2 protein-coding genes are annotated in these 24,923 nt (G+C 66.0%); both read left to right on the top strand.

The genetic code is table 11. The features are described from left to right. Window positions 1-327 precede the first annotated feature (327 nt). A complete protein-coding gene (locus CWS72_RS02335; protein ID WP_101248964.1) occupies window positions 328-22,668 on the top strand; it encodes a tetratricopeptide repeat protein in 22,341 nt (7,446 codons plus the stop codon). Next, window positions 22,665-24,923: a tetratricopeptide repeat protein gene (locus CWS72_RS02330; RefSeq protein WP_158240472.1), complete on the top strand. Its 2,259-nt coding sequence runs from the start codon at window positions 22,665-22,667 to the stop codon at window positions 24,921-24,923. The genes CWS72_RS02335 and CWS72_RS02330 overlap by 4 nt, the downstream gene beginning before the upstream one ends.

Here is a 24,923-nt window from a genome sequence, read left to right as displayed (position 1 = left end):
TTAAGCGTTTATCCCACCCACCTCTCTGCAGGAAGCATGCCAGATCAGGGGGCATCGATTGAAGGCCTCTCCGCGGCAGTCGGAGAAGGGCTGGCCCCGCAGTTCCGACGCCGCGGTGGCGGAAGCGTCATCCCGATCGATGGCATCTTGTGGATGCATTGTCTTTTTGAGGCCGCGATCGTTCGCATCAAGCTTTCATTAATCCGATGCGGCTATTCTGATCCATCGCCTGAATCGGTGGGGCGGCGCTTGACTTTTTCCTTGTTCGGTGTCCTTGGTGCAACACCCCTTTCACTCCGATGACCTTGGCGGGGAGAGATCCGCAGAATGAACCGCAAGCAGCGGCGCTCGGCGAAGCGAGTCTCCGGCCAGACGGCGGCAACCCAGGCGGAATCTCTCAACAAGCAAGGCCTCGCGCTGGTCAGGCGGCGCGAAGGCGAGCCTGCCGACAACATCGGCAAAGCCATCGACCTGTTCACCCGGGCCTGCCTTCTTCTGCCTGCCCACGCCGATGCCCACAACAACCTCGGCGCCTCGCTCCATCGCCTGGGACGTTACTCGGAAGCGATTGAAGCCTTTCAAAGGGCCTTGACCCTCCAGCCCGATTTCGCCTCGGCCTTTTATAACTGGGCGCTGGCGCTGAAGATGGCGGGACGCCTGGAAGAGGCCGTCATTCTCTATCGCAGGGCCCTGACGATCAGACCCGACGATCCTGGCGCTTACAACAATCTCGGGATCGCCCTCAACAGCCTCAATCGACAGGAAGAGGCCGAGGCCGCGTTTCGCGCCGCCCTATCCTTCCGGGCCGACGATCCGGAAGCCTACAGCAACCTGGGCGCCGCCCTGGTGGCTCAGGGCAAACTCGGTGAAGGCGCGGATTTCTGCCGAAAGGCCATCATCCTTAATCCGGCGACCGCGGACGCCCACTCCAATCTCAGTTCCGCCCTGTTCGACCAGGGACGCTTCGCCGAAGCCGCCCGGGCGGCCCAGACGGCGGTCCGCCTGCTGCCCGATTCCGCGTCGGGCCACAACAATCTGGGTGTCGCCCTGCAGGCCATGGGCCGCCTGACCGAAGCGGAGAAGGCATTCCGGACCGCCCTTCTATTCCTCGATGACTTTCCCGCCGCGCACTACAATCTGGCCACCACCTTGCTGCAGAACGGCCAATATCTCGAGGGGTGGCGGGATTACGAATGGCGATGGAAGGGGGCGGTCCGCAGCCTTGTCTCCCGGCAGTTCGCCCAACCCTGCTGGAATGGCGAAGATCTGCGCGGACAAACTCTTCTGTTGCATGGCGAGCAGGGATTGGGCGACATCTTGCAGTTCGCCCGCTATGCGATTCCCCTCGCCGCACGCGGCGCGCGCGTCGTTCTCGAGGTCTATCGGCCGCTGGCGAGGCTTTTGGGCAGCGTACCGGGGGTGACCCAAGTCGTGACGATGGGTGATCCGCTGCCGGCGTTCGACATCCATCTGCCGATGATGAGCGCGCCCCGCCTTCTGTGCACGACGGTGGAGACCATTCCCGCCGACGTTCCCTATATCATCCCCGAGGCCTCCCGGGTGGCGGCGTGGGCCGAACAGCTTGCCCATCTTCGTGGTCTCAAGGTGGGATTGGTATGGTCCGGCGATCCTCGCCCCCTCGACCCTCGCGCCCATGCCACCGACCGGCGGCGCAGCATGAGCTTGAGGCGGTTGACCTCCCTGCTCTCCGTGCCGGGCGCCAACTTCGTCAGCCTCCAGAAAGGAAGTCCGGCCGCGCAACTGGCGGAGCTTCCCGCCGAACTCCGCCCGTTCGATCCGATGGACCAGGTGACCGACTTCGCCGACACGGCCGCGTTGATCGCCAATCTGGATCTGGTAATCGCCGTCGATACCTCGGTCGCCCATCTGGCCGGCGCCATGGGCAAGCCGGTGTGGATCGCTTCGCGCTACGACGGATGCTGGCGCTGGTTGATGGATCGCGAGGACAGCCCCTGGTACCCCACGGCCCGGCTCTTCCGGCAGGCCGTGCCGGGCGATTGGAGCCCGGTGATCGACAGGCTCACCCGGGACCTGGAACAACTGACGGGAACGCCGGGCACGCGCGCCACGGCGCCATGGCCGGAAGCCGCGCATTCGCAAGGTACGACCGAGGACATTCAGACCTCTTCGAGCACCATCGAAGAAAAGGAATACGGGGTCGGCCCCGCCCTTTCATTCACCCGGGCGGTGCAGCATCATCAGTCGGGCAGGTTAACCGAGGCGGAGGTTCTCTATCGAGCGGTTCTCGACGACATCCCCGATCACGCGGCCAGCCTTTACAATCTTGGACTGATCGCCCTTGGCAATGGGCGGGCCGATCAGGCGGTTCCCCTGATCAGCCGGGCCGTTGCGCAAAAGTCGGACGATCCGCACGCACATTACAATCTTGGTGTCGCCTATCACGCGACAGGCCGTCCTTCGGAAGCCGCCAACGCCTATGAGCGAGCTCTCGACCTTCACCCGAGCTACACCACCGCCCGGAATAATCTGGGAGCGGCCCTCATGGAACTGGGACAGCCGGCACGCGCCGCCGAGGCTTACCGGAGCGCCATCGAGCAGCAGCCCGATTATCCGGAAGCCCACTACAACCTCGGAACCGCGTTGCTGAAACAGGGCGCTTTCGCCGAGGGCTGGCACGAATTCGAATGGCGCTTTCGAGGGGGCGCGCGGAGCATCGCCGCCAGGGAAATCGCTCGTCCCCTTTGGCAGGGCGAGGATTTGGCCGGACGCACCATTCTGCTCCACGCCGAACAGGGCTTCGGCGACGCACTGCAATTCGCCCGCTATGCGCCGCTCATCGCCCGCCGCGGAGCCCGCGTGATTCTTGAAGTCCACCGGCCGCTAACGCGCTTGCTCGCCACCATCCCCGGCATCTCCCGCGTCGTCGCGCTGGGCGAGCCTTTGGAGGACTTCGATTACCACCTGCCGCTGATGAGTGCGCCGCGGCTGCTGGAAACGACGGTGGACACGATCCCCGCCGCCATTCCTTATATCAGTGCAAACACCGTCCTCACGACGATTTGGCATGAGCGCCTGGCCACCCTGCCCGGCCTCAAGGTCGGGTTGGTGTGGGCTGGAGAACCTCGCCCCGACAACCCCGAGGCCAATGCCATCGACCGGCGGCGCAGCATCGCCCTCGCCCGGATGGCTCCCCTGTTGGCCGTTCCGAGAGTCAGTTTCGTCAGCTTGCAAAAAGGGGCCGCGAGCGCGCAGAAAAACGACGTGGCGCCGGCACATCGTCCACATGACTGGATGGATGAAATTGGAGACTTCGCCGACACGGCCGCCTTGGTCGCCAACCTCGACCTCGTCATCACCGTGGACACGGCGGTCGCCCATCTGGCCGGCGCCTTGGGCAAGCCGGTGTGGATTCTGTCGCGATTCGACGGCTGTTGGCGCTGGCTCGAAGATCGCGACGACACTCCCTGGTATCCCAGCGCGCGGCTGTTTCGCCAAAAGGCGCCCGGCGATTGGGACGAGGTCATCGCCCGGGTCGCGGCGGAATTGGAGCGACGGACGGCCACGCCCCTTGCCACATCGCCCAGCGGACTGCCCGAAGCACCCCAACAGGCCGTTCTCTTCAATTTGGCTTTTCAGTTTCACCAGACGGGTAAGCTGGCCGAAGCGGAATCTTTGTACCGCAGCATCCTCTCCCAGGACTCCCGTCACGCCGGTTGCCATTACAACCTCGGCCTGATTTCTCTGCAAAAAAACGATGCCGATAGCGCCGTCGGCCAAATCAGCCGCGCCCTGGAGCTTGACCCGACCAACGCCGAGGCCCGGATCAACCTGGGCAGCGCCCTGCAATCCACCGGACGTTTGAACGAAGCCCTCACCGCGTTCCAAAGTGCCCTCGACCTGCGCCCCGACGATGCGCGCGTTCATTTCAATCTGGGCGTCACCCTCAACCTCCTGCATCGCCCCTCGGACGCGATCGCTTGCTGGCAGGCGGCCCTATCCCTTGCCCCCGCGCAGGAAAACGCCTACGCCAATCTGGCTCTTTGCCTGACCTCGCTCGCCCGGCTGCCGGAAGCCGTCACGGCGTTCGTTCGGGCTACCGCCCTGCAACCCGATGACGCCGAGATCCGATACAATTGCGGCTTGGCTCTTCAGAAACTGGGCAAACTCGATGACGCCCAGGCGAGCATCCTGGCGGCGCTCGATCGTGATCCCCGCCATGCCAGGGCGCACGGGGCTCTCGGCGCCATTCACCTGGAACGGGGACGGCCGCAGGAGGCCGAGGCCTGTTGCCGCGCGGCCCTAGCCATCGCGTCCGACAATCACGCGGCCCGTTCCAATCTCGCTGCCGCGCTGTTCGACCAGGGACGATTCCAGGACTCCCTCGCGATCGTAAAGACCGCCATCGCTCTTCGGCCCGATTTCGCCACCGCTTATCAAGGGCTGGCCGTCACCTTACAAATGATGGGACGCGCGGCGGAATCGAGGGCCGTCTACCGGACGGCCCTTCTCCTGGCGCCGGATCACGCCATGACGCATTACAACATGGCGACGGCGCTGCTGCAGGACGGGGACTATCCCGACGGCTGGAGGGAGTTCGAATGGCGCTGGCGGAAGGGAGCCGGAAATCTGACGCCCAAAACTTTCGCCAAGCCCCTTTGGAACGGCGAGGATCTCTCCGGACGGACCCTCCTGCTGCATGGCGAACAGGGACTGGGCGACATTTTACAATTCGTCCGCTTCGCGTCTCCCATCGCCGAACGCGGCGCCCGGATCATTCTTGAAGTCCCGGCACCATTGAAGCGGCTGCTGGCCGGTATGCCCAAAATCGCCAAGGTCATCGTGGCGGGCGAGACCCTTCCCGACTTCGACTATCACCTGCCGATGATGAGCGCACCCGGTCGCCTGGGCACGACGCTGGCGACCATTCCCGCCGACATCCCTTACATCTCCGCCGACAGTTCCTTGACGCCGTTCTGGAGCAAGCGGCTGGCGGCGCTGCCCGGCGTGAAGGTTGGACTGGTCTGGTCGGGCAATCCCAGGCCGCACCAACCGCGCTCCCAGCTTGTCGATGGCCGGCGAAGCATGGCCCTCACCCGCATGGCGCCGCTCCTGGGTCTTTCCGGGGTCAGTTTCGTCAGCCTGCAAAAAGGGGCCGCAAGCGCGCAGAGAAACACCATAGCCCCGGACCTTCGTCCACACGACTGGATGGACGAGGTGGGCGATTTCGCCGACACGGCGGCGCTGGTGGCCAATCTCGACCTGGTGATCACCGTCGACACTTCGGTCGCCCATCTGGCCGGCGCCATGGGCAAGCCGGTGTGGATCCTGTCCCGCTATGACGGCTGCTGGCGCTGGCTCGAAGAGCGCGATGACAGCCCATGGTATCCCACCGCCCGCCTGTTCCGCCAAAAGGCCCCCGGCGATTGGGACGAGGTCATCGCACGGGTCGTCCCGGAATTGAAAAAGCGCGCGACGGCGGCGACGAAAGGACACAACACCCCGGAGCCCTTGACCGAGATCGGACAACCAGCATCCTCCGCGCGGCATTTCGCCGCCCCCCAAGACGCCGAGCTTTTCAACGAAGCTCTGCGACATCATCAGGCGGGCCATCCGAACGAAGCCGCGGCTTTGTACCGCCGGATCCTCGATTACGCCCCAAGGCATACCGGCAGCCTCAACAATCTGGGACTGCTTCTGCTTGAACAGGGCCACTCGGCGGAAGCCGCCGAACTGATCGAACGAGCCGTCAAGGAGCATCCCGATGATCCGGAGGCTCATTATAATCTCGGCGTGATCTTCCAACGCACCGGTCAATGGGAACGGGCGGCCGGGGCCTTCGAGCGGGCGCTCAAGCGCCGCCCGGGCTATCCCGAGGCACAAAATAATCTGGGCAGCGTCCTCGTCGCCCAGGGGAAATTCGAGGCCGGCGAGACCGCCTACCGGACGGCCCTGGCGAAACGGCCGGATTATCTGGAGGCGCAGATCAATCTCGGTACGTCCCTATTCGAGCAAGGTCGTTTCGACGAAGCCGTCGCCGCCGCGCGCACGGCACTTCAAATCGAGACCGACTCGGCGGACGCCCACAACAATTTAGGTGTCGCCCTGCTTGCCCTGGGGCGCCGGGCCGAAGCGGAAACCGCATTCCACGACGCCATCCTGCATCGCCCCGATTTTCCCAAGGCGCATTGCAACCTGGCGGCGGCGCTGCTGAAAGCGGGCCGATATCCGGACGGCTTTCGCGAAAACGAATGGCGGTGGAACGGAGGAATCGACGGCGCCCTTCCCCGTTCCTTCGTGCAACCCCGATGGGCCGGCCAAGAGCTGACCAACCGCACCATCCTGCTTTACGGTGAGCAGGGATTGGGCGATGTCCTGCAATTCGCCCGGTTCGCGGCCCTTTTCGCAGCCCGGGGCGCCACGGTCGTTCTCGACGTCTATCCGCCCCTGAAACGATTGCTGGCGACCGTCCCCGGCGTATCCCGGGTGATTTCGACGGACGAGGAAACCACCCGTTTCGATTATCAGCTGCCGCTGATGAGCGCGCCCCATGCCCTGGGCACGACGTTGGCGGAGATCCCCGCCGCAGTGCCTTATGTGACGGCCGATGCCACGGCGGCGGCGGCATGGGGCCGGCGGCTGGCCAAGATATCGGGCCTCAAGGTCGGACTGGTCTGGTCGGGCAACCCCCGCCCCGAGGACCCTCGCGCCCACACCGTCGATAGCCGGCGCAGCATGCGCCTGACCGATCTGACACCTTTGCTGTCCACCGCCGGGATCACCTTCGTCAGTTTGCAAAAGGGGCCGGCATCCGGCGAAATCGGCGATCTGCCCTCCCGGATCAGGCCCCTCGACTGGATGGGCGAAATCGGCGACTTCGCCGACACCGCCGCCCTGGTGGCCAATCTCGATCTGGTGATTTCGGTCGACACCTCGGTCGCCCATCTGGCCGGCGCCATGGGCAAGCCGGTGTGGATCGCGTCCCGCTTCGACGGCTGCTGGCGATGGCTCGAAGACCGCGACGACAGCCCCTGGTATCCCTCCGCGCGCCTGTTCCGCCAAAAGGCCCCCGGCGACTGGACCGAGGTCGTGGCACGCCTCGCGACGGAGTTGGAGCGGTTGGTCCCGGCTTCACGGGCCATCGACGGCGATAAGACAGGCGGCACAGCCCGCCATGATGCCCCGCCCCCTCCTCCCCCACCCCTCTTCGCCGAGGCCTTGCGCCATCACAAGGCCGGCCGGTTGGACAAGGCGGAACGCCTTTACCGGCGGATTCTCAAAACCAATCCCGAACATGCCGCCAGCCTGAACAATCTAGGCCTCATCACCCTCGAACGGGACCGTCCCGAGGAAGCCTCGGACTTCCTCCGGCGAGCCCTTCGGCAAAAATCGGACGACCCGCAGACCCATTACAATCTCGGCGTCACCTATCAGCGCACAGGCCGGATCAAGGAAGCCATCGAGGCGTTCGGGCATGCCTTGGAGATTCGACCGGACTATCCGGAAGCCAACAATAATCTCGGCATCCTCCTGGTCTCCCAGGGAGCCCTCGACGCCGGGGCGGCGGCCTATCTGACGGCGCTCGCCGCAAGCCCCACCCACACGGACGCACAGATCAACCTGAGCACGGTCAGGTTCATCCAAGGCCGATTCGACGAGGCCGTCGCGGCGGCGGAAGCGGCTCTTCATACACAACCCGCTTCGGAAAAAGCCCTTAACAACCTTGGCATCCCGCTCCTCGCCCTGGGGCGTCTGGAAGACGCGGAAAAAGCCTTCCGAGCCGCTCTATCGCTTCGGAAAAATTCCCCGGAGGCCCATTACAACCTGGGCACAACCCTGCTGCGCGGCGGACATTACGGCGAAGGCTGGCGTGAGTATGAGTGGCGCTGGAAAAGCGGTTTCGCCGACCTCACGCCCCGGCCGTTTTCCCAACCGCTTTGGACCGGCCAGGACCTTTCGGGCCGCACCATTCTGCTTTACGGCGAACAGGGGTTCGGCGACGTCCTGCAGTTCGCCCGTTACGCCCCCCTTTTCGCGGCCCGCGGTGCCAGGGTGATCCTGGAAGCCTATCGACCGCTGACGAGGCTGCTGACGACCCTGGCGGGAGTCGCCCAGGTGGTCTCCAAGGGCGAAGCGCTTCCGGCTTTCGACTATCAACTGCCGCTGATCAGCGCCCCCTTCGCCCTCGGCACCACGCTGGAGACCATTCCGGCCGCCGTGCCTTATCTCACGGCCGATCCCGCGCTGCGGGAAAAGTGGAGGCCGCGGCTGGCCGACCGGCCGGGCCTCAAGGTCGGACTGGTCTGGGCCGGCAATCCGAAACCCGACGATCCTCGCGGCAATGCCATCGACCGCCGGCGCAGCATCGAGCTCGCCCGGCTCGCGCCGCTGCTGTCCATCCCCGGCGTCACCGTCATCAGCCTGCAGAAAGGAACGGCGGCGACGCAAACCGTTGGCGTCCCGCCGGAATTGCGCCCCCTCGACTGGATGGATGAGGTCGGTGACTTTGCCGACACCGCCGCCCTGGTGGCCAATCTCGACCTGGTGATCACCGTCGATACCTCGGTCGCCCATCTGGCCGGCGCCCTGGGCAAGCCGGTCTGGATCCTGTCCCGCTTCGACGGCTGCTGGCGCTGGCTGGTGAACCGCGAGGACAGTCCCTGGTATCCCACCGCCCGCCTGTTCCGCCAAAAAACCCCCGGCGCCTGGGACGAAGTCATCGCCAGGGTCGCGGCGGAACTGACGCGACGGGCCACCCCGGACCGGCATGCCGGCCGCGCCGAAAAACCGAAAGGGGACGGGAAAACCGAGATCCCCGTTTCCCGCTTGTTCGCCGAAGCCGTCGGATGTTTCGAAACCGGACGCTTGAGCGACGCGGCAGTCCTTTATCGCCGGATTCTGGCCGCCGAGCCAGATCATGTCGCCAGCCTGCATCATCTGGGACTGATCGCCCTACGCTCCAACCGCCTGGACGAAGCGACCGCCCTGATCAGCGCGACCATCGCCCTCGGACCCGACATTCCCGAAGCCTACAACAATCTCGGCATCGTCCGGACGCAACAAGGCGCCCTGGCGACGGGAGCCTGCCTCTTCCACCGCGCCGTCCTGCTCAGGGAGGATTACCCCGCCGCCCTGTCCAATTGGGGAAGCAGCCTGGGCGAGCAGGAACGATGGGACGATGCCGTGGTGGCCTGCCGGCAGGCCGTCGCCCTGCAACCCGACTTCGCCAACGCCTATTCCAATCTCGGCGTCATCCACAGCGAAATGGGGCGGCCGAAGGAAGCGGAAACGGCGTTCCGCATCGCCATCCGCCTTTCGCCCGGCTATGTGGAGGCCCAATACAATCTGGGAACCACCCTTCTCCTCCAGGGTCACTACCAGGAAGGCTGGAGCCAGTATGAATGGCGCCTGCGCGGCGATCCTCCGGAGGTCACGCCGAGAACCTATGCCCAGCCGCTGTGGACGGACGAGGATCTCGCCGGACGAACCATCCTGCTTTACGGCGAACAGGGACTGGGCGATCTGTTGCAATTCTCCCGTTATGCGTCGCTGTTCGCCGGACGCGGCGCCCGGGTCGTCCTGGAGGCCTATCCGCCACTGAGACGTCTGCTGGCCACGCTGCCCGGCGTCGATCAGGTGGTGAGCAAAGGCGAGCCCCTGCCACCCTTCGACTATCACCTGCCGATCATGAGCGCGCCGCACCGCTTCGGCACGACGCTGGAAACGATCCCGGCCCGGAGTCCCTATCTTGCGGCGGACCCGGCCCGGACGGCGGCCTGGGGCCGTCGCCTGACGGGACTGTCCGGTCTCAAGGTCGGTCTGGTCTGGTCCGGCGACCCCAGGCCCCATCGCCGAAGAGCCCATGTCATCGATCGACGCCGCAGCATGGCCCTTTCCCTGATGGCGCCGCTCCTGGAACTGCCGGGCATCTCCTTCATCAGCCTGCAAAAAGGGGCGGCGGCCTCCCAACTGGCCGATATCGCGCCCGGCCTGCGGCCGCACGACTGGATGGATGAGGTCTCCGACTTCGCCGACACCGCCGCCCTGGTGGCCAATCTCGATCTGGTGATCACCGTCGACACCTCGGTCGCCCATCTGGCCGGCGCCATCGGCAAGCCGGTGTGGATCCTGTCCCGCTTCGACGGCTGCTGGCGCTGGCTCGAAGACCGCGACGACAGCCCCTGGTATCCCACGGCTCGACTGTTCCGCCAGCGGACACGCGGCGACTGGACCGAAGTCCTGGCCCGCGTCGCGGCGGAGTTGGAAAAGCTGACGGCCTGCCGCCCGGTAACGACGGTGGCGGCGGCGGCGACGAAGGTGTCAGACCCGGAAGATCCCTCCTGCCTGTTCGCCGAAGCATTGCAATACCACCGGTCCGGACGCCTGGAAGAGGCCGAGGCTCTCTATCGGCGCGTCCTCGACCGCGACCCCGGCCACTTCGACAGCCTGCATCATCTCGGCTTGATCGCCTTGTGGTCCGGCGACGCGACCCAGGCGGTCGGCTGGATCAGCCAGGCCATCATGGTGAACCGGCACCATGTCGGAGCCCATGTCAATCTGGGCAGAGCCCTGAGCAAGGCCGGACGGATCGACGGCGCCGTCATCACCTTCCGCATGGCCGTAGCACTCGCGCCGGAAGACGTGGACGCGCGCTACCACCTCGGGATCGCCCTCCATGATCTGCATCAGTTGGACGAGGCGATCATCGCCTACCGTGACACCCTCGCGCTCAAGCCGGATTTTGCCGCGGCCCTGACCAATCTGGGCGGTGCGCTGGGAGAGCGGGAGCGGCGGGAAGAGGCGATCACCGCTTGCCGGCGGGCGCTCACCCTCACCCCCGAAGACGTCCGCGCCCGATCCAATCTGGGCGCCTGCCTTCATGAACTGCACCGGGTCGAGGCGGCCATCGAAACCGATCGGCAAACCATCGCCCTGGCGCCCGACCTGCCGGAAACCCACTACAATCTGGCGATCGCCCTGTTGCGACGGGGCGATTACGAGGAAGGCTGGCGCGAATATGAATGGCGATGGAAAGGTGCCGTTCCCGGCCTGTCGCCCAGGCAGTTTGCCGCCCCCTTATGGACCGGCGACCCTCTGGCCGGACGGACCATTCTTCTGCATGGAGAACAGGGCCTGGGCGATGGTCTTCAGTTCGCCCGTTACGCCAGCCTGCTGGCCGGTCGCGGCGCGCGGGTTCTGCTGGAAGTTCCAGCCCCCCTGACCCGCCTGCTGTCCACCGTCCCCGGTGTCGCCCAGGTGATCGACAGGGGAAATCCGTTACCCGCCTTCGATTGTCATCTGCCGCTGATGAGCGCGCCCTTGCGGCTGAACACCCGGCTTGAGACCATTCCCGCAAACGTTCCTTACGTATCGGCCAATTCCCAGGCCAGCGACCTCTGGCGAAAGCGGCTGTCCAATCTGCCGGGCCTCAAGGTGGGGCTGGTCTGGGCGGGCGATCCGCGGACCCTCAATCCCGGCAACCATGCCATCGATCGCCGTCGCAGCCTGACGCTCGGCGAACTGGAACCCCTGCTGGCGATCCCCGGAATCACCTTCGTCAGCCTGCAAAAAGGAGAGGCCGCCGGCCAGATCCGCAACATCGCCGCCGAGCGCAGGCCCTTCGACGCCATGGACGAAATGGAGGATTTCGCCGATACGGCGGCATTGGTGGCCAATCTCGATCTGGTGGTCGCGGTGGATACCTCGGTCGCTCATCTGGCCGGCGCCATGGGCAAGCCGGTCTGGATCTTCAATCGTTTCAACGGCTGCTGGCGCTGGCTCGACGATCGCGAAAGCTCGCCCTGGTATCCTTCCGTCCGGCTGTTCCGCCAAGAGGCCCCCGGCGACTGGACGCCGGTTATCGAGCGGGTCGCCACCGAACTGCGGCGCGTGGCCGAGGGCGGACGGATCCCCGAGCCGAGCCTGAACGACTTGTTCGCCGAGGCGGTGCGCCACCATCAGGAAGGACGACTGACCGAAGCGGATGATCTTTACCGCCGGATCCTCGCCCGGGAGCCGCGCCAGCAGGTTGTTCTCAATCACCGGGGCATCATCGCCCAGCAGAGGGAAAACCCTTCGCTCGCCGTGGCCTACATCCGCCAGGCGCTTTGCATTCAGCCGTCCTATATGGAGGCCTGGACCAGCCTCGCCACCGCGTTGCGCGACCGGGGCGAACAGGATCAAGCGGAACCGTGCCTCCTGCGCGCCATTCAACTGCGGCCGGACATCGCCGAAGCGCACAATAATCTGGGCTCCCTTTACACCGAATTGGGGCGCCTCGACGATGCCGTCGCGGCATTCCGCAAGGCCCTTTCCCTGCAGCCCGATCATCCGGAAATCCATTGCAATCTCGCCGCCGCCCTGCTGAAGACGGGACGCTACGAGGAGGGATGGCGGGAGCACGAATGGCGTCTGCATCCCGGCGTCCACTGGGCGGAACCGGTGCAGCTTCCCCAACCCGTCTGGACTGGCGAAGATCTTTCCGGCCGCACCATTTTGTTGCGAAGCGAACAGGGCCTGGGCGACGATCTGCAGTTCTCGCGCTTCGCGGCACCCATTGCCGCCTTGGGCGCCAAAGTCATCCTGGAAGTCCCGGAATCGTTGACCAGGCTTCTATCCACCGTTCCGGGCGTTTCCCGGGTGGTGACGAAAGGCGAGGTCCCGCCGGACTTCGACTATCACCTGTCGCTGATGAGCGCCCCCGGCTTGCTGGGCACCACCCTGGAGACAATTCCCGCCGATTTTCCGTATGTTACGCCCGACGAAGACGCGACGGCGGCCTGGAAGAAGCGTCTGGCCCGGCTGCCCGGGCTGAAAGTCGGACTGGTCTGGGCGGGCGATCCTCGGCCTCACGACAGGCGGGCCCACGCCATCGACCGCCGCCGAAGCATGCCGCTTGCCATACTGGAACCCCTGCTCGCCATGCCGGGGGTCTCCTTCATCAGTTTGCAAAAGGGTGAGGCGACCGGCCAGACCGCCGATATCGCGCCACCCTTGCGCCCCCTCGACTGGATGGACGAGATCGCCGATTTCGCCGACACAGCCGCCCTGGTGGCCAATCTCGATCTGGTGATTTCGGTCGATACCTCGGTGGTGCATCTGGCCGGCGCCATGGGCAAACCCGTCTGGATCGCGTCCCGCTACGACGGCTGCTGGCGCTGGCTCAAGAACCGGGACGACAGCCCCTGGTATCCCGCCGTCCGCCTGTTCCGGCAGAAGGAACCCGGAAACTGGCAAGAGGTGGTGTCCAGGATCGCCGAGGCATTGAAACTGATCATCCCGCCGCCCCCAGCCGATCACTCGGGGAAAAAGGACAAATCCGACGCGACGGACAGCGCCCGGCTCCTTGCCCGTGCCGTGGTGCATCACGGGAGCGGACGGCTGGCCGAGGCGGAAGCGCTTTACCGGCGCATCCTCGCACTCTCTCCCGACAATGCGTTCGTCTACCATCATCTTGGGCTGATCGTCCGGCAGGCCGGGAATTACGCCGCCGCCGAACGGCTGATCGGGCAGGCGGTGACGCTGACCCCCGACTACGCCGAGGCCCTGAACAATCTGGGCGCCGCCTACAACGACCAGGGCAAGACCGCGCAAGCCATCGCCTGCTGCCGCCGGGCGGTGATTCTGAAACCCGACTATGCCAAGGCGCACAATAATCTGGGCAAGTCGTTCAAGGATCTGCACGACGCGGACGAAGCGGCCAGGTCCTATCGCCGCGCCGTGCTCCTCGACCCGCAACTCGCCACCGCCTACAGCAATCTGGGCGCGGCGCTGCTGGACCAGGACAAACTCGCCGAAGCCATCGCCTGCTGCGAATATGCGCAGATCCTGGCCCCCGAGGACGCCGTCGCCAACAATAACCGCAGCGTCATTCTGACCCAGCAGGGTGACGTCGAGGGCGCCATCCACCACTACCGGCGCGCCGTGGCCCTGGATCCCGGCTATGCCGAAGCCCATGCCAATCTGGGAATGGCGCTGTTGCATCGCGGCGACTTCACGGAAGGCTGGCGGGAATATGAATGGCGTCTGCGCGGCGGGATGCGCTTCCTGCGGCAGCGGCCGTTCCCCCGCCCCCAGTGGAATGGCGAGGCGGCAGCCGGGCAAACGATTCTGCTGCATGCCGAACAGGGGCTGGGCGACGCCCTGCAATTCGCCCGTTACGCCACGCCGTTCGCCCGGCGGGGCATGCGGGTGATCCTGGAAGTGCAAGCTCCGCTCCGGCGTTTGCTCGCCACCATCCCCGGCGTGTCCCAGGTTGTGACGATGGGCGGGGCCTTGCCGGCGTTCGACTGCCATCTGTCGCTCATGAGCGCGCCGCTGGCCCTCGGCACCACGGTGGAAACAGTTCCGGCGGCGGTCCCCTATGTGACCGCCGATGCCGGCATGGCCGAACGCTGGGCCCACCGCCTGGCCGGCTTGCCGGGACTGAAAGTCGGCCTGGTCTGGGCGGGCAATCCCCGAGTCCACGATCCCGACGCCAACCGGATCGACCGCCGCCGCAGCATGACGCTTTCACAAATGACGCCCCTGCTGCGGTTGCCGGGGGTAACGTTCATCACCCTGCAAAAAGGCGGGCCGGCGGCACAACTGGCCGATATCGCGCCGGCCTTTCGCCCCCACGACTGGATGGACGAGGTTGAGGACTTCGCCGATACGGCGGCCCTGGTGGCCAACCTCGATCTGGTCATCACCGTGGATACGGCGGTCGCCCATCTGGCCGGCGCCATGGGCAAGCCGGTGTGGATCGCGTCCCGCTTCGACGGCTGCTGGCGATGGCTCGAAGACCGCGACGACAGCCCCTGGTATCCCTCCGCGCGCCTGTTCCGCCAAAAGGCCCCCGGCGACTGGACCGAGGTCGTCGCGCGGATGGCCGACGCCTTGCGCCGGATGCCTCCGCCGGGGTCGCCGGGAACCGATCGAGCGGCGAACCGTCCGGACGTCGACGCCGGCAGGCTTTTCGCACAGGCGATGGACCATCATCGGGCCGGACGTCTGGAGGCGGCCGTCGCCGCCTACCGCGACGTCATAGCCCGCGACGCTTCGGTCACCGCGGCTTACATCAACCTGGCCGTCGCCCTGATGACCCTCGACAGACCCGAGGAGGCGATCGGATTTTTCCGGGAAGCCATCGCCATCGATCCCCATGACGCCAAATGTCATCACAATCTGGGTCAGGCGCTGACGACGCTCGGCAAGATCGACGAGGCGGTCCTCGCCTTTCAGAACGCCGTCGATTGCGATCCGTTCCTCGCCAAGGCGCAAGGCGCGCTCGGCGCCGCGCTGATCCGCAAGGGCCGGCCGAAGGAAGCCCTGGCCGCCTGCCGGACCGCCATCCGCCTGTCCCCCGACGATGCCGAGGCCCATGCCAATCTGGCCGCCGGGCTCTTCGATCAAGGCCGCTTCGCCGAAGCGGTTTCCCCGGCGAAGGCGGCCATCGCATTGCGTCCCGATTTCGCCGCGGCTTACGGTGGGCTCGCCCTCGTCCTGCATATCCTGGGCCGCGCGGAAGAAGCCGAAGCCGCCTATCGGGCCGCCCTCGTCCTCCATCCCGATGACGCCGAAATCCGCCATAACCTGGCGATGGCCCTGTTGCGGGACGGCCATTACGCCGCCGGCTTCCGGGAATATGAATGGCGTTGGAGGGACGCCACCCAGCCCCAGACGGCCAAAATATTTTCCCAGCCGCTGTGGGCCGGTGAGGATTTAACCGGGAAAACCCTCTTGCTGTGGGGCGAGCAGGGCCTGGGCGACGTCTTGCAATTCGTCCGCTATGGCGCATTGATCGCCGAACGCGGCGCCCGGGTGATCCTGGAGGTCCACCCGTCCTTGGCCGCCCTGCTGGAGCATGTGCCGGGCGTGTCCCAGGTGGTGCCGGAAGGCGACGCTCTCCCCGCGTTCGATTTTCATCTGCCGATGTTGAGCGCCCCCCGTGTCCTGGGAACCACCCTGGACACCGTTCCCGCCACCGTTCCCTATCTGTGGCCCGATGACGATCGCAGACGGGCATGGCGGCAGCGGCTGGCCGACTGGCCGGAGATCAAGGTCGGACTGGTCTGGGCCGGAAACCCGCGTCCCGGCAATCCGCGCTCCCATCTCCTCGACGCCCGGCGAAGCGTCGACCAGGCATGCCTGGCCCCTTTGCTCTCGGTGCCGGGAATTCGCTTTATCAGCCTGCAAAAGGGTGCCCCGGCGGCACAACTGCTCGATATCGAACCGGAACTGCGTCCATACGACTGGATGGACGAGGTGGAGGACTTCGCCGATACCGCCGCCCTGGTGGCCAATCTCGATCTGGTCATCACGGTGGATACGGCGGTCGCCCATCTGGCCGGCGCCATGGGCAAGCCGGTGTGGATCCTGTCGCGTTTCGACGGCTGCTGGCGCTGGCTCAAGGACCGGGACGACAGCCCCTGGTATCCCACCGCGCGGCTGTTCCGCCAAAAGGCCCCCGGAGATTGGGACGACGTGGTCGGACGCGTCGCCGAGGAACTCCGCCGGTTGGCCGCGCCCCCCTCCGTTCCAAAGCTGGAAAAGACGTCCGGTGAAGAGTCGGCCCACCTGCTCTCGATGGCGATCGCGCACCACAAATCCGGCGATTTCGACGCGGCGGAAGAGGCTTATCGCCAGGCGCTTTCCCGCAAACCGGGCGACGCGGCGGCGCAAAGCAATCTGGGATGCCTGCTGCGGGCGCAAGGTCGCGCGGAGGAGGCCCTCGCCCTGCATGAGGCGGTCGCCAGACGCTTCCCCCGTCATCCGGACGTGCAGAACAATCTCGGCGTCACCCTTCTCGGTCTCGTCCGACCGGCCGAAGCCATCGAAGCCTTCCGCAAAGCCGTCGCCGCCAGGCCGGACGATGCCGGTCCCCATGTCAATCTGGCCCATGCCCTGCTGTTGTCCGGCCAATGGCGCGAAGGGTGGCGGCATTACGAATGGCGGTGGAAAGGTGTCGACTATTTGCGTCCCCGGCCTTTCCCGCAGCCGCAATGGTCGGGAGAGGACATCGCGGGACGCACAATCCTCCTGCATGCCGAGCAGGGATTGGGCGACACCCTGCAATTCGTCCGCTACGCCGCCTTGATCGCCGACCGGGGAGCCCGCGTCGTTCTTGAAGCCCATCCGCCGCTCAAACGGCTGCTGGCTTCGGTCCCCGGCGTCAGCCGGGTGGTATCCGGCGATGGGGAGCCTCTGCCTCCCTTCGACGTCCATCTGCCATTGCTGAGCGCACCCGGCATTTTCGACACCACCGTCGAAGCGGTGCCCGCCCCGGTCCCCTACCTGACAGCGGAACCGGCGCTGGTCGAAAATTGGAGGGCACGCCTTTCGTCCATCGACGGCTTGAAGGTCGGACTGGTGTGGGCCGGCGCGCCATGGACCGGCACCCGGGAGGCCCACGCCGCCGATGGCCGGCGCAGCATTCCCCTGGCGCGGATGACCCCTCTGCTGGAATGTCCGGGCGTCCGCTTCGTCAGCCTGCAAAAAGGCCGGGCGGCCGAGGAATTGCGGGGTCTCGCCGAGATCGTCCGCCCCCTCGACTGGATGAATGAGATGGACGATTTCGCCGATACGGCGGCCCTGGTGGCCAACCTCGATCTGGTGATTTCGGTCGACACTTCGGTCGCCCATCTGGCCGGCGCCATGGGCAAGCCGGTGTGGATCGCGTCGCGCTTCGACGGCTGCTGGCGCTGGCTCGAAGGCCGCGAGGACAGCCCCTGGTATCCCACCGCGCGACTATTCCGTCAGACGAGGGCGGGCGATTGGAATGATGTGATCGCCCGGCTGGTTCGGGAATTGACCGCGCTCGCCGGACCGCCATCATCGCCCACCACCGTCTTGGACAAGCGCCGGACCGACAGCGCCGACACGCTGTTCGCGCAGGCTGTTCCGCTTCTCGAAGCCGGACGGCTGAGCGAGGCGGAGGCTCTTTTCCGACGCCTCCTCGCCGTCGCGCCGGGTCACGCCGAGGGCATGAATCATCTGGGGCTGATCGCCTTGCGGACGGACCGCCTCGCCGAAGCGGCCAGATGGTTCGGCGAGGCCATCGCCCATGCCCCGGATTACCCGAAAGCGTACAATAACCTGGGGATCGTCCGGATGGGCGAGGGGGAACCGGCAACGGCGGCCCGCCTTTTCCACCGCGCCATCACGCTGAAGCCCGATTATCCCGCCGCTTTGTCCAATTGGGTGGGGACCCTGGCCGAGCAGGGGCGCTGGGATGAGGCGACGCTGGCCTGCCGACAAGCCGTCACCCTGCAACCGGATTTCGCCAAGGCCTATTCCAACCTGGGCGTCATCTACAAACAGATGGGCCGTTTCGCGGAAGCGGAAACGGCCTTTCGCACCGCCATCCGCCTTTCACCCGACGATGTGGAGGGCCAATACAATCTGGGGACCACCCTTCTCCTCCTGGGCCGCTATGAGGAGGGATGGGCCCAGTATGAATGGCGCCTGCGCGGCGATCGTCCGGAAGTCGCCCCCCGAACCTACCCGCAACCGCCGTGGGCGGGTGAAGATCTCGCCGGCCGGACCATTCTGCTTTATGGGGAACAGGGACTGGGAGACGTGCTGCAATTCTCCCGCTATGCGACGCTGTTGGCCGGGCGCGGCGCCAGGGTCGTCCTGGAAGCAGATCCGCTGTTGAAGCGCCTGCTGGCCACGCTTCCCGGTGTCGACCGGGTGGTGGGCAAGGGAGACCGTCTTCCCGCCTTCGACTGCCATCTGCCGATGATGAGCGCGCCTTACCGTCTTGGCACGACAATCGAGACCATACCGGCCGAGGTTCCCTATCTTACGGCCGACCCGACCCGGACGGAGGTCTGGAACCAGCGCCTGACGGGCCTGCCCGGCCTCAAGGTCGGCCTGGCCTGGGCCGGCGCCCCCTGGCCCAATGACCTGCGGGCCAGTTCCCTGGACCGCAGCCGCAGCATGCCCTTGTCCCGGATGGCCCCCTTGCTGGCCGTGCCGGGCGTCTCCTTCGTCAGCCTGCAAAAAGGGACGCCGGCGCTCCAACTGGCCGGTATCGCCCCCGAGCGGCGGCCGCACGACTGGATGAGCGAAATCTCGGACTTCGCCGAGACCGCCGCCTTGATCGCCAATCTCGATCTGGTGATCACCGTCGACACCTCGGTCGCCCATCTGGCCGGCGCCATGGGCAAGCCGGTCTGGATCCTCGTCCGCTTCGATGGCTGCTGGCGCTGGCTCAAGAACCGCGAGGACAGCCCCTGGTATCCCACCGCCCGCCTGTTCCGCCAGACGGAGCCCGGCGACTGGGGGACCGTCATCGGACGTCTCGTCGGGGAATTGGCGAACGCCGTCGGACAACAGCCTTTGCCGGGAATGACCCCGGCGGCGCCCGAGGAAAATCCGGCGCGGCTTTTCTCCCTGGCGGTCGACCATCATCGGGAAGGCCGCCTCGACGAGGCCCGAGCCCTTTATCTTCGCCTTTTGGAGAGCCATCCCGATACGCCCGGCCATGCCGAGGCCGCCTGCAATCTGGGACTTTTGATGCAGATGCAAGGGGCCGGAGCGGCGGCGGCGGCCTGCTTCCGGCGGGCGCTCACGCTCCGCCCCGGCTATGCGGACGCGCTCAACAATGCCGGCCGCGCCCTCAACGATCAAGGCGACGCCCCGGCGGCCGCCACATGCTATCAGCGCTCCTTGCGCATCGAGCCGAACGATCCGCGCACCCAGTCCAATCTGGGCGTGGCATTGCAAGAGATGGGACGACCGGTCGAGGCCGTCGCCGCCTACCGCCACGCCATCGCCCTGCAGCCCGATCAGGCGGGAACCCATTACAACCTCGCCCAGGCTTTGCTCCTGCTGGGAGAATACGAGGAAGGCTGGCGCGAACACGAATGGCTGTGGATGGGGGGCGTCGAAACGCTGAGACCGCGCTCCTTCGCACAACCCCGTTGGGATGGCGCCCCCCTGGCCGGCAAGACGATCCTGCTCCATGCCGAACAAGGACTGGGCGATGCCCTGCAATTCGCCCGCTATGCGACACTGCTGGCCGCCCTCGGCGGGCGCGTGCTTCTGGAAGTCCATCCGCCGCTGGTCAGACTGCTCCGCTCGGTATCCGGCGTCGCCCAGGTGATCGCCATTGGAACTCCGCTACCGTCGTTCGATTGCCACCTTCCGCTGATGGCGGCCCCCTACCGCCTCGGCACGCGCCTCGACACCATCCCCGCCGCCATTCCCTATATCGCGCCGGAAGCGACCGCCACCGCCCGCTGGGAAGAAAAGTTACGGATATTGTCCGGAATGAGGGTCGGCCTGGTCTGGGCGGGTGACCCGCGTCCCGGCGATCTCCGGGCGCATGCCGTGGATCGCCGCCGCAGCGTCGCCCTGGCCGATCTGACACCCCTGCTGAACGTGCCGGGCGTCTCCTTCGTCAGCCTGCAAAAGGGAAAAGCCACCGGCCAGATCGGGGGGCTTCCGCAAGGGTTGCGGCCGCACGACTGGATGGACGAGATCTCCGACTTCGCCGACACGGCGGCCCTGGTGGCCAATCTCGATCTGATCATCACGGTGGATACGGCGGTCGCCCATCTGGCCGGCGCCATGGGCAAGCCGGTATGGATTCTATCGCGTTTCGACGGCTGCTGGCGGTGGCTCAAGGATCGTGACGACAGCCCCTGGTATCCCACCGCGCGGCTGTTCCGCCAGCCCCGGCCCGGCGATTGGAGCTCGGTTATCGAGCGTATCTCCACGGATCTGAAAAGCCGCGCCGAGACCGCGCCCCGCGCCGCGCGGAAGGATCCCGGCGGGGCACGTCTGTTCGCCCAGGCCGTCGAACAGCATCAGGCGGGCCGTTTGGACTCCGCAGCCGCGCTTTATCGCCGCATTCTCGCCGACGAACCCGGCAATATCGGCTGCCTCTACCACCTCGGCCTGATCGCCCAGCAACAGGACCGCCATGCCGACGCCGTGACGCTGCTGACCGACGCCGCCGCGCGGCATGGAAGACACCCGGGCATCCACGACGCCCTCGGCACGTCGCTTCTCGCCGCCGGACGCGGGCCCGAGGCCGTCACCGCCCATCGCCGCGCCCTCGACCTGAACCCCGACTTCGTCGAGGCCTGCTACAATCTGGGCAACGCCTATCGGAGCCTCGGCGATGCGGGGCGGGCCGCCGCCTGTTTCCTGCGAACGCTCGTCCTGCGTCCGGACCTGCCGGCCCCCTACAACAATCTCGGCAATCTGCTGGCGTCGGAGAAAAATTTCGATGCCGCGACGGTCGCCTTCCATCGCGCCGTCCTTCTTCAGCCCGCCGATGCCGCCGCCCACAACAATCTCGGCAACGTCCTGAAGGAACACTATCAATACGACGCCGCCATCGCCTGCTTCAAACAGGCATTGCACCTGAATCCCGATTACGCCGAAGCCTTGTACAATCTCGGCAATACATTCCTGGAGGCGGCCAGGCCGGAACAGGCCGTTTACGCCTTCCGCCGCGTCGCGGCCTTGCGGCCCGACATGCCGGAGGTTCACAACAATCTCGGCACCGCCCTTTATCTCCAGGAGCATATCGAGGAGGCTTTGATCTGCTATGATCGAACCTTGAAACTCGATCCGGCCTTCCCCGAGGCGCATAGCAACATGGGCACGGTCTATCGCGAGAATGGCGATCTCGACCGGGCCGAGGCCGCCTATCGGCACGCCATCGCCCTCGACCCCAGTTACGTCCTGGGTCATAGCAATCTCGCCGTCACCCTGCTTCTGCGCGGAGATTTCGCCGAGGGACTGAAGGAGTTCGAATGGCGCCGCCTGGGTGAACGGAGCATCTTCCCAAAATCGCGCGCGGGCCTGCCCCCCCTTTGGAACGGCGAGGATCCGAGAGGCCGCGTCATTCTTCTGCGGGCCGAGCAGGGCCTGGGCGATGTCCTGCAATTTTGCCGTTACGCCGAGATGATCGCCGGCCGGGGAGCCCGGATCGTTCTCGAAGTCTATCCGCCGTTGAAGCGGCTTATGACCAGCGTTCCGGGGGTTTCGCAAGTGGTGGCGACGAACGAGCCGCTGCCGCAGGGCCTCGATTGGCATCTGCCGATGATGAGCGCCCCGGCTGTCCTGGGAACCCGATCGGACAGCATTCCCGCCAATATCCCCTATCTGACGGCGGATCCCGTCGATATCGACAACTGGCGCCGGCGGCTTTCCGGCCTGGAGGGATTGAAGGTCGGCCTGGTCTGGGCCGGCGATCCACGCCCTCACGATCCGCGCTCGCATGCCATCGACCGGCGGCGCAGCATCGCCCTGTCGCGTCTCGCCCCCCTGCTCGCGGTGCCGGGTGTGCGCATCATCAGCTTGCAAAAAGGTCCGCCGGCTGCGCAGATGGCCGATATCGCCCCTGATCTGCGCCCCTTCGATGTGATGGAAAGCGTGACCGATTTCGCCGATACCGCCGGCCTGATGGCCAACCTCGACTTGATGATCACCGTCGACACCTCGGTTGCCCATCTGGCCGGCGCCATGGGCAAGCCGGTATGGATTCTGTCGCGCTTCGACGGCTGCTGGCGCTGGCTGCAGAACCGCGAGGACAGCCCCTGGTATCCCTCCGCGCGCCTGTTCCGCCAGCCCCGGCCCGGCGATTGGGATACGGTGATCGCCCGGCTTGCCGGGACGCTCGCCGACTGGGCGGCCGGTGGTGGGGAAAAAGGCGATCGGTCGGAGACGCGAAAGATGGCCATCCGATGACGCATGCAGGCAGCCGAAACACCGAAACGATGATCGCGACGCTGCGCACATTGCTGCGCACTCATCCCGGCGATCCGAAGCTTCTCTACAATCTGGCGGTCTTTCTGGAGACGGACGGCCGGGCCGACGAGGCGATCGAGATCTACGAACAGGCGATCAATCATGCCCCGGCCCTCGCCGAAGCCCGGACCAACCTCGGCATCGCATTGCTGGAAAAAGGCCGCCTCGACGAAGCCGTCTCCTGGCTCGAAAGCTCCCGACGGCTGCAACCGGGCAACCCGACGATCCCCTACAATCTGGCCATCGCCCGGCAGCGGCAGGGCAAGCTCGCCGAGGCGGCCGAAACTTTCCGCGCCGCCATCGCGCTCAAGGCGGAGTTTCCTCAGGCCTATACCAATCTCGGCATCGTCCTACTGGCCCGGGAACAATTCGATGCGGCCATTGACGCCTTCCGCACCGCACTTTCCCTGCGAACGGAAGATGCCAAGGCCCATACCAATCTCGGCGTCGCCCTGGCGAAATCCGGCCGTCCCGCCGACGGCGTCGCCGCTCATCGCCGCGCCATCGCCCTGGCCCCTCTCGATGCCGAAATCCGCTCCAATCTCGGCGAAGCCTTGCGTCTTGACGGGCAACCCGAGGACGCCGTCGCCGCCTTCCGGGCCGCCATCATTCTCCGCCCCGACTATCCCGAAGCCTGGAACAATCTGGGCGCCCTGCTGCACGGACTGGGGCGGGACGACGAAGCCGCCGAGGCTTGCCGGATCGTCCTGACCATCAGCCCGGATCACGCCGAGGCCGCCTATAACCTGGGTCTGGCGCTGAAAGCCTCCGGACGCCTCGATGAGGCGAAGGCAGCCTATCGAACGGCGTTGAAGATCCGGCCGCTTTACGCCGAGGCGCTCAACAATCTGGGGGTGATCTTCCAGGCGCAAGACCTGCCGGACAAGGCCGCCGAGGCTTTCCGCGGCGCTTTGGCCGTCACGCCGGATTATCCCGAGGCCTACAGCAATCTAGGGGTCGCCCTGGTCGCCATGGGGCTGCCGGAGGACAGCGTCACGGCCTGCGGCAGGGCCATCCACCTCGATCCCGGTTACGCCGAGGCGCTCGCCAATCTCGGCAATGCCTACTACGACCAGGGCTGCTTCGAAGAGGCCGTGCTGGCCGTGCGGAAGGCCCTGGAGTTGCGTCCGGAGTTCCCCGGCGCCCTCAACAATCTGGGAATCGCCCTGCAGGCCGCCGGGCATCTCGACGAAGCGCTCGAAACCTACCGAAGCGCCCTGGCGCTGCGCCCCGACTACCCCGTGGCCCGCTACAACCTTGCCACCGCCCTGTTGCTGAACGGCGATTACGAGGAAGGGTGGCGGGAATATGAGTGGCGGGCGAGAGGGGGGGTGCGGACATTGTACCACCGGACCTTCGCAGAGCCGGCGTGGACGGGCGAGGATTTGAGCGGCGGCACCCTGCTGCTCCAGGGCGAGCAGGGCTTTGGCGACGTTCTGCAATTCGCCCGCTATGTTCCGTTGCTGGCCGAACGGGTGGCGCAGATCTATTTCGAAGTGCAGCCGGGACTCGAACGGCTGTTGGGACGCCTGGCTCCGAACGTTCGGGTAAGCACCGCCGGAGAACATCGTCCGACCGCCGACCGCCATCTTTATCTGATGAGCGCCCCCCATCTGCTGGGAACCAGCCTGGCGAGCATTCCGGCGGATAGTCCCTATTTGACCGCCGACCCCGCCCTTGCCGAAGCCTGGGGCAAACGATTGAGCCGCCTGGCCGGGATGAAGGTCGGCCTGGTCTGGGCAGGGAACAACCGTCCCCACGATCCCCCGGCCAACGCCATCGACCGGCGGCGCAGCCTCGCCCTCGCCCGGCTGACGCCAATGCTCTCCCTCGCCGGGGTCAGTTTCGTCAGCCTGCAAAAAGACGCGCCCGCCAGTCAGATCAAAGCTCTTCCCCCGGAACTGCGCCCACTCGACCTGATGGACGGAATTTCCGATTTCGCCGATACGGCCGCCTTGGTGGCCAACCTCGATCTGGTCATCACGGTGGACACGGCGATAGCCCATCTGGCCGGCGCCATGGGCAAGCCGGTGTGGATCCTGTCGCGCTTCGACGGTTGCTGGCGCTGGCTCAAGGATCGGGACGACAGCCCCTGGTATCCCACCGTCCGCCTGTTCCGTCAGACCAGTCCCGGCGATTGGGGCTCGCCGCTGGCGAAGGTCGTCCGCGAACTGGAACATCTGGCCGGGTCATGA

Source organism: Telmatospirillum siberiense (assembly GCF_002845745.1).
GTDB classification, from domain to species: domain Bacteria; phylum Pseudomonadota; class Alphaproteobacteria; order Rhodospirillales; family Magnetospirillaceae; genus Telmatospirillum; species Telmatospirillum siberiense.
Note: the sequence above shows the minus strand (reverse complement) of the source record. Positions and strands in the feature narration are given on the sequence as shown.

What these genes read in the sequence shown, in the direction of transcription:
- CWS72_RS02335 (WP_101248964.1), top strand. Translation starts at nt 328, where the DNA reads ATGAACCGCAAGCAGCGGCGCTCGGCGAAGCGAGTCTCCGGCCAGACG.
- CWS72_RS02330 (WP_158240472.1), top strand. Translation starts at nt 22,665, where the DNA reads ATGACGCATGCAGGCAGCCGAAACACCGAAACGATGATCGCGACGCTG.